Annotated in this window: 15 protein-coding genes; 8 read left to right on the top strand and 7 right to left on the bottom strand. The window is 63.3% G+C overall.

The genetic code is table 11. The annotated features are described in order from the left end of the window. Positions 1-133 precede the first annotated feature (133 nt). The gene (locus H281_RS0100495) at positions 134-1,465 is read left to right on the top strand and encodes an aspartate aminotransferase family protein (RefSeq protein WP_020065125.1); all 1,332 of its coding nucleotides are present in this window, start codon (positions 134-136) and stop codon (positions 1,463-1,465) included. A gap of 137 nt (positions 1,466-1,602) precedes the next feature. Here H281_RS0100495 and H281_RS0100500 read toward each other — a convergent pair whose 3' ends face one another. Further along, positions 1,603-2,922, bottom strand: a complete 1,320-nt coding sequence (locus H281_RS0100500) for a DUF3443 family protein (protein ID WP_020065126.1) — start codon at positions 2,920-2,922, stop codon at positions 1,603-1,605. A 26-nt stretch (positions 2,923-2,948) separates the two neighbouring features. Beyond that, positions 2,949-3,434, bottom strand: coding sequence for a DUF2844 domain-containing protein (locus tag H281_RS0100505; protein WP_027804170.1), 486 nt, complete (start codon positions 3,432-3,434; stop codon positions 2,949-2,951). A gap of 315 nt (positions 3,435-3,749) precedes the next feature. Here H281_RS0100505 and H281_RS0100515 point away from each other — a divergent pair, with 315 nt between their 5' ends. Beyond that, positions 3,750-4,586, top strand: coding sequence for an alpha/beta fold hydrolase (locus H281_RS0100515; protein ID WP_020065128.1), 837 nt, complete (start codon positions 3,750-3,752; stop codon positions 4,584-4,586). Positions 4,587-4,659: 73 nt separating this feature from the next. Here the strand turns inward: H281_RS0100515 and H281_RS0100520 are convergent, their stop codons facing one another. The 4 genes from H281_RS0100520 to H281_RS0100535 form a co-directional block, all read right to left on the bottom strand. Further along, complete coding sequence (locus tag H281_RS0100520; RefSeq protein WP_027804171.1) at positions 4,660-6,615, bottom strand: acid phosphatase; 1,956 nt, start codon at positions 6,613-6,615, stop codon at positions 4,660-4,662. A gap of 258 nt (positions 6,616-6,873) precedes the next feature. Beyond that, a complete protein-coding gene (locus H281_RS0100525; protein WP_020065130.1) occupies positions 6,874-8,424 on the bottom strand; it encodes a TolC family outer membrane protein in 1,551 nt (516 codons plus the stop codon). Between the two features lie 11 nt (positions 8,425-8,435). Next, positions 8,436-8,759, bottom strand: a complete 324-nt coding sequence (locus tag H281_RS0100530; protein WP_020065131.1) for a rhodanese-like domain-containing protein — start codon at positions 8,757-8,759, stop codon at positions 8,436-8,438. A 59-nt stretch (positions 8,760-8,818) separates the two neighbouring features. Beyond that, positions 8,819-9,472, bottom strand: a complete 654-nt coding sequence (locus H281_RS0100535) for a protein-L-isoaspartate O-methyltransferase family protein (RefSeq protein WP_020065132.1) — start codon at positions 9,470-9,472, stop codon at positions 8,819-8,821. Between the two features lie 348 nt (positions 9,473-9,820). On the opposite strand from H281_RS0100535, the gene H281_RS0100540 reads away from it, so the two are divergent. The 6 genes from H281_RS0100540 to H281_RS0100565 all read left to right on the top strand — a co-directional run bounded on the left by H281_RS0100540 (position 9,821) and on the right by H281_RS0100565 (position 16,750). After that, positions 9,821-10,909, top strand: coding sequence for a LacI family DNA-binding transcriptional regulator (locus H281_RS0100540; protein WP_027804172.1), 1,089 nt, complete (start codon positions 9,821-9,823; stop codon positions 10,907-10,909). A gap of 3 nt (positions 10,910-10,912) precedes the next feature. Continuing rightward, positions 10,913-12,400: a sugar ABC transporter ATP-binding protein gene (locus H281_RS0100545; RefSeq protein ID WP_020065135.1), complete on the top strand. Its 1,488-nt coding sequence runs from the start codon at positions 10,913-10,915 to the stop codon at positions 12,398-12,400. After that, the gene (locus tag H281_RS0100550; protein ID WP_020065136.1) at positions 12,381-13,394 is read left to right on the top strand and encodes an ABC transporter permease; all 1,014 of its coding nucleotides are present in this window, start codon (positions 12,381-12,383) and stop codon (positions 13,392-13,394) included. The genes H281_RS0100545 and H281_RS0100550 overlap by 20 nt, the downstream gene beginning before the upstream one ends. A 74-nt stretch (positions 13,395-13,468) precedes the next feature. After that, the gene (locus tag H281_RS0100555) at positions 13,469-14,431 is read left to right on the top strand and encodes a substrate-binding domain-containing protein (protein WP_020065137.1); all 963 of its coding nucleotides are present in this window, start codon (positions 13,469-13,471) and stop codon (positions 14,429-14,431) included. Positions 14,432-14,499: 68 nt separating this feature from the next. Then, the gene (locus H281_RS0100560; protein ID WP_020065138.1) at positions 14,500-15,549 is read left to right on the top strand and encodes a sugar phosphate isomerase/epimerase family protein; all 1,050 of its coding nucleotides are present in this window, start codon (positions 14,500-14,502) and stop codon (positions 15,547-15,549) included. A 49-nt stretch (positions 15,550-15,598) separates the two neighbouring features. Continuing rightward, positions 15,599-16,750: a Gfo/Idh/MocA family protein gene (locus H281_RS0100565; RefSeq protein WP_027804173.1), complete on the top strand. Its 1,152-nt coding sequence runs from the start codon at positions 15,599-15,601 to the stop codon at positions 16,748-16,750. Positions 16,751-16,780: 30 nt separating this feature from the next. Here H281_RS0100565 and H281_RS0100570 read toward each other — a convergent pair whose 3' ends face one another. Then, the gene (locus tag H281_RS0100570) at positions 16,781-17,041 is read right to left on the bottom strand and encodes a hypothetical protein (RefSeq protein ID WP_020065140.1); all 261 of its coding nucleotides are present in this window, start codon (positions 17,039-17,041) and stop codon (positions 16,781-16,783) included. Between the last annotated feature and the right edge of the window lie 27 nt (positions 17,042-17,068).

Genomic DNA, 17,068 nt, shown 5'->3' on the forward strand with positions numbered 1-17,068 from the left:
TGCACATGCGCCGCTGCTTTGTGCATGCGCTGTGTTGTGCCTACACTGAAAGACCGCTTACTGGCCTTTGCATGGGACGGGACTAAGCGCTGAAGCGCTAATTCCCGTCGACAGTTCTGCATGGAGATATGAGATGACTGAATCCGCCGGCGCCAATCAACCCGATATGTCCGCGTTCTGGATGCCCTTCACCGCCAATCGCCAGTTCAAGAGCGCGCCGCGTCTGCTCGCGAGCGCGAAGGGCATGTACTACACATCGCATGATGGGCGGCGCATTCTCGACGGCACCGCGGGCCTGTGGTGCGTGAACGCAGGGCACTGCCGCGATGAAATCGTGGCCGCCGTGCAGGCTCAGGCTGCTGAGATGGATTTCGCGCCCACGTTCCAGATGGGCCACCCGAAAGCATTCGAGGCCGCGACGAAAATCGCGCGACACACGCCGGGGGATCTGAAGCACATCTTCTTCGTGAATTCCGGCTCGGAAGCGGTCGACACCGCGCTGAAGATCGCGCTTGCCTATCACCGCTCCCGCGGCGAAGGACAACGCACCCGCTTCATTGGACGCGAGCGCGGCTATCACGGCGTCGGCTTCGGCGGTATTTCCGTGGGCGGCATTGCGCCCAACCGCAAGGCGTTTTCGGGCGCGCTGCTGCCGTCGATCGATCATTTGCCGCATACGCTGAACATCAAAGAGGCCGCTTATTCGAAGGGCCAACCGGCGTGGGGCGCGCATCTCGCCGACGAACTCGAGCGGATCGTCGCGCTGCACGATGCGTCGACGGTTGCGGCGGTGATCGTCGAGCCGGTGGCCGGATCGACAGGCGTGCTGATTCCGCCGCAAGGTTATCTTCAACGGTTGCGCGAGATTTGCGACAAGCACGGCATTCTGCTGATCTTCGACGAAGTCATCACCGGTTGGGGCCGCCTCGGCGCGCCGTTCGCCGCGCAGTACTTCGGCGTCACGCCCGACCTGCTGACGATGGCGAAGGGCACCAACAACGCGGCCGCTCCGATGGGCGCGGTGGCCGCAAGCGGCCAGATTCACGACTCGATCGTGAACGGCGCGCCAGGCGGCATCGAGCTGTTTCATGGCTATACGTACTCGGGACATCCGATTGCGGCTGCGGCGGCATGCGCGACGATCGACCTCTACGAGCGCGAGCAGTTGTTCGATCAGGCCGCGCGTATGGCCCCGCTATTCGAGCGCGCGATTCATAAGCTGCGTGGTGAACGGCATGTGATCGACGTTCGCAATCTCGGGCTGGTGGGCGGCGTCGAGCTTGCGCCGCGCGACGGCGCGCCAGGCACACGCGCTTACGACGTCTTCGTGCGATGTTTCCAAAAGGGTGTATTGACACGCTATACCGGCGACATTCTCGCGTTCTCGCCGCCGCTCATTATTGAAGAGGCTCAGATCGACGAGATTTTTGCGACGGTGGCCGAGGTCTTGAGGGAGACGGATTGAAGCTTCGGGCGATCGCTTTATGCGCTGACTTTAGGAGTTCGCCGTAGGGGTTGCATCAGGTCTTGCATCAGGCGTTTGCATGAGGCCAGCGCGTGCCGCGCCGGCCTCATGCATTGCGCGTGTTTTGCGTCAGTACGCTAGAACGCGACGAACGGTCCGCTCTGGTTACCGACGTTCGCGTTCCCCATTACTGTGTAGACGTCCCGGCCATAGAAAAACGGCAGCCCCCACAGGAACATGCTGTTTTTTCCGCTGTACGCGAAGTTCACGCCGGCGTTGCTGAGAGCGTAGTAGCCGGACAACCGCAGGTTGCTCGTATCAGCAATGGAGAACGGCATATCGAGCGGCTTGCCTGTGCCGTTGGTGGCCTCCATTGTTGCGCTCATATTCAGCGGCGTGGCAGGCGTGTACCAGCCGTCCGCACTCGTCGCGATGGTGTCGTCGGGGAAGGCGTATGCATTAGTGCCGCTGTCGATCACGCTGCGGGTAAAAACTTTGCCGCGATACTGCGTCGTGAAAGCGCCGTATTTGTCGATGGCGAGCACGGTCGCGCTCGGCGGCAACGCGTTGTTCTGCTGCGTACCGATGCCGAACACCAGTTGCCCCGTGACGCTCGTCTGGCCGCCGACCGGCACAGCGGGCAGGCGGATGATCGTGCCGTTGTTGTCCGTGGCGAATGCGGCCACGGGGTTCTTCACTTCCTTGCCGGCTAGCATGCGTGTGCTAATGCACGAGTTCTGCGACGGGCAGTAGTAGTAATTGCCAGGAATCGCGGTAGTGACCGCGTCGGCTGAGTCTGTAGCGAAACTGTCGACGCCGAGAATACCGTTAATGCCAGCGAAGGCGCCGCCGCCCAGGTCGGCACCGTAGTTCGTGCAGTCGTCGGGGGCGGCGAATGCGTTGTCCGCGTACACCTGGACTGGAAGGTTGCTCGCTGTCTTGCTGCCGATCGTAATGTCGGCGCGTTTGACCGAGCCCCACGTATAGCCGGAGGCGAACGGCATGCATTCGACAATGGGGGCTGAGCCGCTTATGTCGTCGACTGCGCCGACTTGCGTGAGCAGCAGCGTGGCCAGTGTGGGAATGGCGCGCGCTGCGATCCGCACGCCGGTGGAGCCGGTGTCGACCAGCATGTTGTCGACGGTCACGCATTGCGGCGCGTTCTGGGTGCCCGGCACGCATAGCCTGATCGACGCCTTGAGCAGGTTGACGCCGCCCATCGTATTGTCGACACGGATCGTAACCGTGTTGTCGCCTGTAGCGGGCGGCGACGAGTTCCCCGAACCGCCGGAGGCGCCGGACCCGTGCGGTGTCCATTGCGGTGTGGCGTTCCAGCCGGCCGAATTATTGCCCTGAGTGCCGGAGCCGGCACTCCCGCCGCCCCCGCCGCCGCAGGCGGCAAGCGCCAGAACGCCGATGACCGCCGCGAGCGACAGCGTCTTTTTCAATCTATTCATGTGTTTTCCCGGGAAGCGCATGGCTGTTATTCGAGATCGCCCGGACGCACGCCCGCGGGCATCAGACGCGGCACCCAGGCCCTGCCGAAGAAGCGCCCAAGGCGGCCCGCGGATTCGATGCGGAAGTCGTCGTTGCCTTCGATCAGAGGACCGGAGCCGCGCACGCCGCTTTGTCCGGACGCAACGTAATTCGCGAAGTAGCTGCCGAGCAGTGCGCGCATGTTCGGGCGCACCGGGCCGTCCCAGGTCACGGCGAACACGACGTTGGCGCTCAACACGTATTCGCGGATCGTGACGCCGTTCGCGTCGATCGACTGACGCACCGAGTAGGGCGCCGCGCTAACGAGCCCGCCGGCCGGCTGGCTGCTTGCGGACGCCGGAGCGGACTGCGGCGTGGCGGCGCGCAGCATGAGCGGCATGGACGCTCCCGTGACCGGCGGGCCGCCGAGTGCGGCATACGACGCCAACGGCAACACGGTTGCGGCCAGCATCGCTATCTTCATGAGTCTCATCACACGGCTCCCGAAATGGACCGAGCATGGTGCCTGTCTGGTATTCGGGAAACCCTGCGAAATTTCTCAATCGGGTGGACGAAGCGGCGCAATAAATTGCGACGAGAGTGAGCGTGCCAAGAGGCGATTGATGGCAGCGGCGCAACGATCAGTTCTTTTCATCGCGCTTCCATAACGCGGCGCGTGTCAGTATTCTCCTTTCAGCGCGTTGCCAGATTCGCTCTGCAGTTTGTTGCCACCATGGTGGCTTTCGTAACACTCGCGCCGGATCATCCAGTCTGCTATTGCCCAAAACGTGAAACAGGAGAAACGACCATGCCGTACGTGACAACGAAGGACAATGTCGAAATTTTCTACAAAGACTGGGGTCCGAAGGACGCGCAGCCGATCGTGTTCCATCACGGCTGGCCGTTGTCTTCCGACGACTGGGATACGCAGATGCTGTTCTTCGTTCAGAAGGGCTTCCGCGTGATCGCTCACGACCGGCGCGGCCACGGCCGCTCGTCGCAAGTCTCCGACGGACACGACATGGACCACTACGCCGCCGACGCGTTCGCGGTGGTCGAAGCGCTCGATCTGCGCAATGCGGTACATATCGGCCATTCGACTGGCGGCGGCGAGGTGGCTCGTTATGTGGCGAGGCACGGCGAACCGGCTGGCCGCGTCGCGAAGGCGGTGCTGGTGAGCGCCGTGCCGCCGCTGATGCTCAAGACCGAAGCAAACCCGGAAGGTCTGCCGCTCGAAGTCTTCGACGGCTTTCGCAAGGCGCTTGCCGACAACCGCGCGCAGTTCTTCGTCGACGTTCCGGCGGGGCCGTTCTACGGCTTCAATCGTCCGGGCGCGACGGTCCATCAGGGCGTGATCCAGAACTGGTGGCGTCAGGGCATGATGGGCAGCGCCAAGGCGCACTACGAAGGCATCAAGGCTTTCTCGGAAACGGACCAGACCGAAGACCTTCGCGCGATCAGCGTGCCGACTCTCGTGCTGCACGGCGAAGACGACCAGATCGTGCCGTTTGCCGATGCGGCGCTGAAGTCGATCAAGCTGTTGCAGAACGGAACATTGAAGACGTATCCGGGCTTCCCACACGGCATGTTGACGTTGAACGCAGATGTGCTCAACGCTGATCTGCTGGCGTTCATTCAGGGGTAAATGCAAGGCAGCGAGTCCGCGTGGAGCGGACTCGCTGCCGATGTAGCGAAGGCGGGGAGCCTTGCCGCCTCAGTTACGAATCGAGATGAACCTGAACGCCGGTTGATGAGTAGACCGGCGTGGCTTTGAAGCCATCAACGGAAACAGCGGAGAACTTCACGTTCGAACCATTGCCGCTGATCACAGTGATCGTATCGCCCGCCTTGGGTTTGAAGCCGTCGACGAACTTCACATGCAGCGTTCCGCCGAGAACCGTGGTCTGAGCGCCGACCTTCATCGAGCCTTGTCCATTGGCGCCGAGATTGAGCTCCAGCGTCGTATTTGCAAGCTGCGTGAATTTGCCGACGACCGAAACCACACCGGGCGCATTGACGACCAGCGAGCCCGCACCTAGATACACGTCACCTGTTCCGAGCGCGGACGCCGAGTCGGCTTCGAGCGTGCCGCCTGCAATCTGCGAGCCACCCGAGTAGGTGTTGGCTCCGGCCAGTCTCAGCGTGCCGGTTCCCTGCAAGGTGAGCTTGCCCGTGCCCGAGATCGGGTTGCGCCAGGTGTCGAGCGCGTTGAAGCCGCCTTGTGTCGCGTCCATCGACACGATCACATTGCCGTTGAACGCGCCGTAGCCGTCCGCGGCTGCGAACATGTTCAGGCGGCCCCAGCCCTCGGCATCGTCCATGACGGGATACCCGGACGGAAGTTCTGTCGTCTTCAGCACGACGCGGCGTTGATCCGCGCTGAGGTACGGAAAGCGGGTTTCCAGCAGCAGTTCTGCACCCTTCGGAACCACCGGCGCTGCATCGGTCGCTTCGATTTGCGCGAAGCCGAATGTCATGCGGCGCAAATAGTTCGACCGGTTGGCCGTGTAGTCGGCGAAACGGTCCGTCGCGGTCGTGCCCGAATGCGCGAACGTGTTGAACGTGCTGTTCGTCGTGCTGGTTTGCGCCATCAAAGCGCTTTGGGCCTGCGCGTAGGCGGTGGCCTTCAAAGACGCGTTGGCCGGGTTATACAGATTGGCAGCCACAACCGCCAGGCCCTGCATACGTCCACCTGTCACGTCGAGCGGCGAATGCATGCCTGCGACGATACGGTTTTCGCCGAGTTCCATCGCACGACTCATCATTTCCTGAAAGCGCTGCGGGACCACGTAAGCCATGGCCATCGAGTCGCGCATTGCCTCCGCCGTATGGCCGCTGATGAAGCCGCCATCGGTGGCGGGCGTCGTGCTTTCGGCCGGCACGAGTGTCGGCACGACCACCACCGAACTGCTCCAGCGGTACGGCCTCGCGTATTTGTAGAAGCGCTTCGCCGGTTCTGTCGAACCGTTCGTGCTCATTGCGTTGACAAAGTCGACCACGGTGCCGAACGCGGCGTTGGCCGGACGGCCAACGCCCGTGTTGTTGCCTGCGTCGTTGTACAGCGTGGTGGTCGCGTTCGCCGGAATCGACGTGATGGTGGTGGTCTGCTGCGTGAGGCCGAGCCATGCGCCGGTCAACGGTCCCATACCGTCTGTCACGCTGTATCCCTTGTTGCGGCGGTCGTCGAAATACGCTGCATCCGCTTGCGCCTGGGTGCGCGAGACCGTCTCGTTGACGACGAACTGCGTGTTCTGATTCAACACGGCCGCATTGAGGACCGTGCCGCACGCTGTGCCTGAGTTGATGAGACCTGAGCATGTGGAGGCAACCACGGCGGGGAAACCGTCGACTGCAGGAGCGGACGCTCCCGCGTCGACAATCATCGTCGACGGCTGCCACAGGTCGAGGAAGCGCGCGACCACACGTACGCCGGCATTCGTATCGAGGGTCGCGAAGTGCGCGTCGTTTCTTTGATTGGAAGCGGCATTGTCGACGAATGCCGGCACGGGAGGAATGGACGCACTGTCCACAAATCCAGGATCCGCCGGCGGGGCGGGCGCGACGGCCGCACTGCTCTGGAGGTCGTCACTGCTGCCGCACGCGCCCAGCGCTAGCAGGGTGCATAAAGCAACGAAAGTCGATAGCGGGCGGCGTGCGGGTGGTTGGAACAACATAGGCTTCCTGATGTCGGTTGTAAGAGATCGAATGGGAACGGATCTTGAGTAACTCAAGTTAAGCCCCGATGACATTCAGAAAGATGGGAGAGGGTTCAAAGCGGCCGCACGCGAGGACAAATGCGAGAGTGAGGCCGCACAGTTGGGTCCCGTTCTGCAGGAAGATGCGTGGAAGATCGCCGCGAGAGCGCGATAGATTTATATGCGGGGTGAACGGATCAGTCCGCGGATCAGCCCGGCTTTGAACTGCAGCAGCGGCTATTGCGTTGTGGCCGTACCGGACAACCCCCGCCGCCCGAGCTTGCCCGCCGCGCCCTTCGCCGCGGCGCCCGGATGCGGCACTGTGGGCGCTTGTGGCAGCGCGGTCAATGCGCCATCGTCGACGGGAGATAGCAGCGAGCTCAGCTGCAAGACGTCCTGATCGGTGAGGTTCGCAGTGGCGGCCTTCAGCTTGAGACTATTGATCAGCGTGTCGTAACGCGCCTTTGCCAGGTCACGCCGTGCGGAGAAGAGTTGGTCTTGCGCGTTCAGCACGTCGATGTTGATGCGCACGCCGACCTGATAGCCAAGCAGATTCGATTCGAGCGACGTGCGCGCGGAGCGCTCGGCAGTCTGCAACGCACGCACTTGCGCGAGCCCGCTGACCACACCGAGAAACGCCTGGCGCGCGGAGAGCGCCGCGTTGCGCCGGGCAGTGTCGAGATCGGCGGCAGCCTGGTCTTCGAGTGCGAGCGTCTGGCGAACGCGGCTTTGCGTGGCGCCGCCTGCGAAAAGCGGAATCGTGACCTGCACGCCGATCGTGCTGTTCGTGTACGAGGAGCCCAGGTTGCCGAGTTCAGCTGCCAGCGCAGGCGTGCCGGGCGAAGGCGTATTCGCGCCGCTGCCGAAGCCGCCGCCGAAATTCCCGCCGAAGTTGCCGGCTCCCGCCGCACCCAGGCTGCTATGCGAGCGGCTCGCAACCAGATCGACAGTCGGCAGATGGCCGGCTTTCGCCTTCGACGTTTCGCGCTGCGCGTTATCGAGCGCGATCTGTCTGAGTACGACCTGATAGTTCGCGTCGCTCGCCGCATCGACCCATTGGTTGATGTCCGCGGGCACGGGCGGCGGCAGCGGTGCACCGGCCGCGAGACCGTCGATATGCTCGACCGGATGCCCGACGATCTGCTGCAACGCCGCCAGCTTGACGGCGAGATCGTTCTGCGCGGCGATTTCCTGCGAGACCGCCTGATCGTATTTGGCCTGCGCTTCGTTCGTGTCGGTGATCGTCGTGTTGCCCACTTCGAATGAACGCTTTGCCGATTCGAGTTGTTGCGCGATCGACGCCTTCTGCGACCGCGCGATGGCAACGCTGTCTTGCGCGGCGAGCGCGTCGAAGTACGCCTCGCCAAGGCGCACGATCAGATCCTGGCGCGCCTGCGCGAACGAGGCCTGCGCGGACGCGACCGCGAGTTTGCCCTGCGCATAGCCGTACCAGCTGTCCACATGAATGAGTGGCTGCGTAAGCGAGACCACATAGCCGTAGGTGTTGCCATACGACGCCGGAAAGCCACCGCCGAAGTCCGTGCTCTGACGGCTGCCATTGAGCGACGCCGAGACTTGCGGCAGCAGCTTCGCGCGTGCGAGCGGCAGTTCCTCGCTATTGGCGGCGAGCGCGGCACGCGCGCTTTGAAGAGGCGCGTCGTTGGACAGTGCTTCGTCGTAGAGTTGGGAGAGATCGACTGCTTGCGCGAGCGGCGCGTGCAACACGCAGACAAGCGCGCAAGCAAGCGCCAGAGCAGACGCCAGGAGCGGCGCGCGCTGACGCTTCATTGCCCGTGGGCTCAGTAAGTGGGAACCGACGGGTCGACTTGGCGCGACCATGCGTCGATCCCGCCTTGCAGATTGAAGACGTTCGCGTGGCCGCGCGATTCGAGGAACATCGCGACCTGCGCGCTGCGTGCGCCGTGGTGGCAGATGCAGACGATCTGCGCGTCGTCGTCGAGTTCTTCGCTGCGCGCGGGAATTTCACGCATGGGAATCGACACGATGCCGGCCATCGACGCCGTCTGGATTTCCCACGGCTCGCGCACGTCGAGCAGCACGGGTGCGGGGCGCGACGTGTCGGCGAGCCATTCGGCGAGTGCGGGAGCGGTCAGGTTTTGCATCAGCGAGACTTCCGTTCAGAGGACGGCGGCGCGCCGGCCGTCCGTGAAAAACACGCGAATCAGAACTTGAAGCGCGGCGGCTGCACCGCGTTGACGAGCGGTTCGACGTAGGTTTCGAACACGTCGGCAACGCGGTACTGCTTTTCGTCGATGCGCGTGATGATCTGCGCCTTCATGACCGGCGCGGTGCCGACAAACGCCGCCAGACGGCCGCCGATCTTCAGGTGTTCGAGAATTTCCTGCGGCAGCACGGGCAGTCCGCCCGACACGCAGATCACGTCGTACGGAGCAGCGGCGGCCCAGCCGCGCGCGGCGTCGCCGGTCGCGACTTCGGCATTCAGCACGCCATTCGCGATCAGGTTGTTCTTTGCCAGTTCCGCGAGTTCCGGTTCGATATCGACTGTCAGCACGTGTTGCGCGCGGTGCGCGAGCAGCGCCGCCATGTAACCGGAACCGGCGCCGATTTCCAGCACGCTCTCATGTTTCTTCACCGCCAGTTCCTGCAGCGTGCGCGCCTCGACGCGCGGCGCCAGCATGTGCTGACCGGCCGGCAGCGGCACTTCGAAGTCGGCGAAAGCCAGATCGCGGTACGCGGCGGGGACGAAGTTTTCACGCTTGACGATCGACAGCAGATTCAGCACGTCCTGGTCGAGCACTTCCCAGGGGCGGATCTGCTGTTCGATCATGTTGAAACGCGCTTGCTCGATGTTCATGGTGGGTTTGGCGGTTCTGGTTTGGCGAGTTTTGCGATTTTCCCACTGCGCGGCGGCTTCGGCGGAGAGCCCGCTGACGTTCGCACTAACACTCGATGCGCAAGCCGCGGCAGGGTAACTGCGGGATTGTACCAAATGGTGCCGGCAGTCCGGGGCCGAGGCGGGCATCGCGCCGAGCGGGCTTTCGCAGGCGCCGCCCGGGTTCGCGCATTCGTCGCGGAGCTCGTGTGTTCGTCGCCGCCTCGCTTTTCGCCGATGCCCCCGTGTAAATCCCTAGCAATCCGGCCTTGCACTTCGACACTCGTTCGCTAAAAAATGTAATCGATTACATTTCCGGAAGCCGCTGCCTTGTCCAGATCGACATCAAAAGCGAAGCCCGCAGCGGTGTCCGCAACCGGCGACGAGTCGCGGCCGCAACCGCTTTCGCGGGCGTCGCGCTCGGCGGAAGGGCTCTCTATCGCGGGCGTGGCGAGGCAGGCGGGAGTGTCGGTGGCGACTGTGTCACGCGTGCTGAATGCCCACGAGAACGTGCGCCCCGCGACTCGCGACAAGGTGCTCGCCGCCGTCGACGCGAGCGGCTACCGCGTCAACGAGCTCGCGCGCAATCTGCGCACCGCCGAAAGCCGCCTGTTGCTCACCATGGTCCCCGACTTCGGCAATCCGTTCTACGCCGAGATCGTCCGCGGCATCGACAGCGTTGCGCGCCAGCACGGTTACTTCATGCTGCTCTGCGACACGGGCGCGGACGCCGGCCGCGAGCGCGGCTACTTCGACCTGCTGCGCCGCCGCCGCGCCGACGGCGCGATCTGTCTCGACCCGGCGACGATCCAGCAGGCACAAAGCGATGCATCCGGCGCGTTGCCGTGGGTGGCGTGCTGCGAGTTCGATCCGGCGGTGGGCGTGCCGTATGTGGGTATCGACAACTACCGGGCCGCGGGCGACGCCGTGCGGCACCTTCTGTCTCGCGGACATCGGCGCATCGGCCTCATCAATTCCGACATCGACTATCTGTACGCGCGGCAGCGTCAGCAAGGCTATCTGGATGCGCTGACCGACGCCGGCATCACGCCGCTCGATGGCTGGCGCATGAACCTGAACAGCCTCGACTACGAGGCGGGTGCGTCGGCGGCGGCAACGCTGATGCTGCCGCCCGACGCGCCTACTGCGATCTTCGCCGTGTCCGACACGCTCGCGACGGGCGTGCTTCACGGCTTGCGAAGCGTCGGCAAGCGCGTACCCGACGATGTCGCCGTGGTCGGATTCGACGACATCTCTATCGCCGCACAAATCGATCCGCCGCTCACCACGATCGCGCAGCCCATGCGCGAACTGGGCGAAACCGCCGCGCGCCTTCTGCTGCAGCGGCTCGCCAATCCGCTCGCCAACGTGCCGGGTGTGCTGCTGCCGCACCGGCTCGTGATTCGCGGGAGCACGTGACTCATGAGCCTCGCTATCCGCTTCGACGACATCCGCAAAGACTTCGGCCCGGTTCGCGTGCTGCATGGCGTGAGCTTCGATCTCGCGCCGGGGCGCATCTACGGTTTGCTCGGGGAGAACGGCGCGGGCAAGTCCACGCTGATGAAAATTCTCGCCGGCTATGAAACCGCAACGTCGGGCACGTTGCTGGTGGACGGTCATGCGCAACACTTTGCCGGTTCGCGCGACGCCGAGGCGCAAGGCATCGTGCTGATTCATCAGGAATTCAATCTGGCCGAGCATCTGACGATCGCGCAAAACATGTATCTCGGCCACGAGAAGCGGCGCGGCTGGTTCGTCGACGATGCAGCGATGCGCGCCGACGCCGCGCGTTACCTCGCTCAGGTCGGACTGGACAAGGCTCCGGACACGAAGGTGCGCGAACTGATCGTCGCGGAAAAGCAGATGGTGGAAATCGCGAAAGCGCTGTCGCGCCGCGCCCGCCTGCTCATCATGGACGAGCCGACGGCAACGCTCACGCCGTCCGAAACCGAGCGTCTCTTCACGCTGATGGCAAAGTTGAAGGCCGATGGCGTGACCATCGTTTACATCTCGCACAAGCTCGATGAAGTCGAGCGCATTACCGACGAAGTCATCGTGATGCGTGACGGCCGCTTCGTCGCGCGCAATGAAACCGCGGCGCTCGCGCGGCAGCAGATGGCCAACCTGATGGTCGGCCGCGACGTGTCAGACATGTTCCCCGAGAAGATCACGGTATCCGCCGCCGCGCCGGTCGCGCTGAAAGTGCAAGGGCTCGCCGTGCCGGAATGGGTCGACGATCTGAGCTTCGACGTGCGAGCCGGTGAAGTGCTGGGATTCGCCGGACTGGTTGGCGCGGGACGCACGGAAGCATTCGAAGCGATCATCGGTTTGCGCAAGCGCACGGCTGGACGCATCGAAATCGCGGGGCGTCCCGTCGATCTGAAAAGTCCACGCGAAGCAATGCGCCACGGCCTCACGTATCTCAGCGAAGACCGCAAAGGCAAGGGCCTGCACGTGAACCTGAGCCTGCAGGACAACGTGACGCTTATGACGCTCGAACGTTACGCGCATCCGCTGCTCGACATGAAAGCGGGCCGCGACGCATTGAAGAGCGCAGTGAGCGAATTCGGCATACGCACGGGCGACCTGTCGAGCCGCGCGCGCATGCTCTCCGGCGGCAACCAGCAGAAGCTCGCGCTCGCCAAGTTTCTACAGCCGGAGCCGGACGTCATCGTGCTCGACGAGCCGACGCGCGGCGTCGACGTCGGCGCAAAACGCGACATTTATTTCCTGATTCATCGTCTCGCCGCGCAGGGCCGCGCGGTGATCGTCATTTCATCCGAACTGATCGAGCTGATCGGCTTGTGCCATCGCGTCGCCGTCATGCGCGCGGGACGCCTGCAAGCCACGCTGACGCTCGACCATCTGACCGAAGAGGAGTTGATCGCCCATGCGACCGGCACCCACTGAAGCCGTCCAATCCGGCCGCGCGTTGCGCTTCGCGCATCGACTGTATGCGCTTGGACCGCTCGTCGGTCTGGTCGCGCTGTGTATCGTCGGCACGGCGTTGAATCGCGATTTCGCGACGCTCGACAACATGATGAACGTGCTGACGCGCACGTCGTTCATCGGCATCATCGCGGTGGGCATGACGTTCGTGATCATCTCGGGCGGCATCGATCTGTCGGTCGGCTCGATGGCGGCGCTGATCGCGGGCAGCATGATCTGGCTGATGAACGGGCTTGCAGCGGGCGTAGGCGGGCACACGTTCGCGCCGCTCGTCATCGTGACGCTTGGCATCGCATTCGCGTTCGTGCTGGGCGGACTTTTCGGCTGCGCGCACGGGCTGCTGATCACCAAGGGACGCATCGAGCCGTTCATCGTCACGCTCGGCACGCTGGGCATTTTTCGCGCGGTGCTGACATGGCTCGCCGACGGCGGCGCGCTGACGCTGGATAATTCGTTATCCGATCTTTATGGTCCCGTTTATTACGCAAGTCTGTTCGGTGTGCCCGTGCCGATCTGGGTATTTCTCGTGACGGCGGCGGGCGGCGCGCTGATTCTGAATCGCACTGCGTTCGGACGTCATGTGCAGGCGATCGGATCGAATGAACAGGTCGCGCGTTATGCGGCCATACGTGTCGATACCGTGAAGATCGTCACGTATGTGCTGCTCGGTATCTGCGTTGGCGTGGCCACCGTGCTGTATGTGCCGCGCCTCGGCTCTGCGACGCCGACCACCGGTCTGCTATGGGAACTCGAAGCGATTGCTTCGGTGGTGGTGGGCGGCACCGCGCTCAAGGGCGGAGAAGGGCGCGTGATCGGCACGGTCATCGGCGCAATTCTGCTGTCGGTCATTGCCAATATTCTGAATTTGACCAGCATCATCAGCGTGTATCTGAACGCGGCGGTGCAGGGCGTGGTGATTATCTTCGTCGCGTTCGTTCAACGTGGACGGCGGTAGGTGTAGCGCTGCAAAGCGACACAATGGCAGGGGCGCACGAACGCCTCACAACAGCACAAATTGGAGACACAACCATGAAGCAGGTCATTCGAGCGATCGGCGCCGGCATGCTGGCGTTGGGGATACTGGGCACCGCGGGCGCTGCACGAGCCGATGACAAGGTCACGCTGGGCGTCGCGATTCCGACAGCCGACCACGGCTTCACGGGCGGCATCGTCTGGTGGGCGAACAAGGCGAAGGCCGACCTCGAGAAAGAACATCCGAATCTGAAAGTCATCGTGAAGACAGCGGCCGGAGCGCCAGAACAGGCAAACCAGTTGCAGGATCTGGTTACGGTGAACAAGATCAATGCGCTTGTGATTTTCCCGTTCGAATCGGCTTCGCTCACGCAGCCGGTCGCGCAGGTGAAAAAGAAGGGCGTGTATGTGACCGTGGTGGATCGCGGCTTGACGGACACCAGCGCGCAGGACGCCTACGTGGCCGGCGACAACACCGCGTTCGGCAGGATTCCCGCCGAATATCTGGCTAAAGCGCTCGACGGCAAAGGCGACATCGTCGCGCTGCGCGGCATTCCGACGACGCTCGACAACGAACGCTGGACCGCGTTCACCGGCGTGCTGAAGGGCTATCCGAACATCAAGATTCTCGACGCGAAATACGCGAACTGGAATCGCGACGACGCGTTCAAGGTCATGCAGGACTATCTGACGCGCTTCAAGCACATCGACGCCGTCTGGGCCGCCGACGACGACATGGCGGTCGGCGTGCTCAAGGCGATCGACCAGGCGAAGCGCAGCGACGTCAAGATCGTTTTCGGCGGCGCGGGTTCGAAAGGCATGGTGAAGAATGTGATGGACGGCGCGCCACGCATCCAGGCGGACGTGTCGTACTCGCCGAAATTCATCTACGACGCAATCAAGCTCACCGCCGAAGCCCGCCTGAAGGGCGAGAAGCTGCCGGCCACCACGATCATTCCGTCGGTGCTGATCACGAAGGAGAACGCGCAGCAGTTCTATTTCCCGGACTCGCCGTTCTGAGCCTTTGCACCGTCTATTGGCAGCGGGGCGCGTAGGCAGACAGCGTGCCCCGCTAAAGGAACCATACGATGAGAACCATCAAAGGTCCGGCGATTTTTCTCGCTCAGTTCATGGGCGACGAAGTGCCGTTCGACAACCTCGCGCATCTGGCTGGCTGGGCTGCGGGGCTCGGCTTCAAGGGCATTCAGGTGCCGTGCGATGCGCGCCTGATCGATCTCGAACAGGCAGCGTCGAGTCAGGCGTACTGCGACGAACTGCGCGAGACGGTCGATAACGCTGGCGTCACGATTACCGAGCTGTCGACGCATCTGCAAGGGCAGCTCGTGGCCGTGCACCCCGCTTACGATGCATTATTCGACGGTTTCGCCGCGCCGCATGTGCGTGGCGACCCGGCAGCGCGAACGCAGTGGGCCATCGAGCAGTTGAAGCTGGCGGCGAAGGCGTCGCAGCGCCTGGGGCTGACCACGCACGTGTCGTTCTCCGGCGCGCTTGCGTGGCCGTATGTGTACCCGTGGCCGCAGCGTCCAACCGGTTTGATCGAGGCCGCGTTCGACGAACTCGCGCGCCGCTGGACGCCGATTCTGGATGCGTTCGAAGCAGCGGGTGTGGACGTGTGCTACGAACTTCATCCCGGCGAGGATCTGCACGACGGCGTGACCTTCGAGCGCTTCCTGAATGGAGTAAACCAGCATCCTCGCGCGAATATCCTCTACGACCCGAGCCATTTCGTTCTGCAGCAACTCGACTACCTCGCGTTCATCGACATCTATCACGAGCGCATCAAGGCGTTTCATGTGAAGGACGCGGAGTTCCGGCCGAACGGCAGGCAAGGCGTGTACGGAGGTTATAGCGGCTGGGTGGAGCGCGCGGGGCGCTTCCGCTCGCTCGGCGACGGCCAGATCGATTTTCGCGCGATCTTTTCCAAAATGGCGCAATACGATTTCCCGGGCTGGGCAGTGCTCGAATGGGAATGCGCGCTCAAGCATCCACATGACGGCGCGCGCGAAGGCGCGGAGTTCATCCGCGAGCACATCATTCGCGTGGCCGAGCATGCATTCGACGATTTCGCGGGCAGCGGCGTCGATGCAGCGCAGTTAAAGCGGGTGCTCGGCATCTGAGGGCGCTGATTTCAACAGTGAGCCAGCGGTAGGCAAAGGAGCGGACAAGATGCCATCCAGAAGACTCAGATTGGGCATGGTCGGCGGTGGACAGGGCGCGTTCATCGGCGCGGTGCATCGGATCGCGGCGCGCCTCGACGATCGTTTCGAACTCGTCGCCGGCGCATTGTCGTCCGATCCCGAACGCGCGCGAGCAAGCGCCGCCGAGGCGGGCATTGCGCGTAGCTACGCTGACTGGCAGGAGATGGCGCGAGCGGAAGCAGCGCGCGACGACGGTATCGACGCCGTCGCGATAGTGACGCCGAACCATCTGCATGCGCCGGTTGCCACCGCGTTTCTCGAAGCCGGCATTCATGTGGTGTGCGATAAGCCGCTTGCAATTTCGCTTGCCGAAGGCGAAGCGCTCGCCAAACTCGCGCATCAGAAGAACAAGCTTTTCGCGCTGACGCATACGTACTCCGGCTATCCGCTGGTGCGTCACGCGCGCGAGTTGGTCGAGGCGGGCGAGCTTGGGCAGATACGCGTCGTACAGGTCGAATACGCGCAAGACTGGCTGGCCGAGCCGATCGAAACGGGCGGCTTGAACAAGCAGGCCGGCTGGCGCACGGACCCGGCATTAGCGGGCCCGGCGGGCTGTCTCGGCGATATCGGCACGCATGCGTATCACCTTGCCGCTTTCGTCACGGGTATGACGCCTGCCGCGCTTTCCGCCGAGTTGCACACGTTCGTGCCGGGGCGCCGCATCGACGATCATGTGCAGGCGATGCTGCGTTATGAGAACGGCGCGCGCGGCATGCTATGGGCGAGCCAGGTCGCGAGCGGCGCGGAAAACGCTTTACGTCTGCGCGTTTATGGGACCAAAGCGGGCATATCGTTCGACCAGGAGCAGCCCAACGAACTGTGGTTCACACCGCTCGGCGGGGCGGCCGAACGCCTGACGCGTGGACGCGTAAGCGGCGCGAGCGCGATTCATGCGACGCGCGTGCCGCCAGGTCATCCTGAAGGTTATCTCGAAGCATTCGCGCAGTTGTATAAAGACGCCGCGTTGCAGATCGAAGCGTTGGACGAGGGCCGCGCGTTGCCGGCCGAAAGCCTGCTGCTCACGACGGTGGAGGACGGCGTGGCCGGTCTGCGCTTTATCGATGCGGTGCTCGCGAGCAGTGCTGCAGACGGGCAATGGCGCGAGATCGAGAAGTCGTAGAGCCACGCGGTCGCTGCACGGCTTTACGCTTCATCCGCCTTTGCTCTTCTTGATCTGGGCTTCGAACGCAATGTCGAGCTTGCTCGCCTTGCGCGGTTTCTGCGGACCGTATGCATCGACAAATTTGACGAAGTCGTCAAGCCCGAGCGGATCGGAGACTTTCTTGTCGGTGCCGCCCGATTTGTCGACGAGATAGAAGAGGCCGCCGGAAAGGCTGATCGCGGCGAACTGCGGATTGCCGCTGCGCGTTTTCAAGCGCTCGACAGCGTGGATGGCTCGCGTGGTGCGCATGGTGTGGGACCGCTGATCAGGGAAAGA

The sequence above is a fragment of the Paraburkholderia caledonica genome (genome assembly GCF_000383275.1).
GTDB lineage: Bacteria > Pseudomonadota > Gammaproteobacteria > Burkholderiales > Burkholderiaceae > Paraburkholderia > Paraburkholderia caledonica.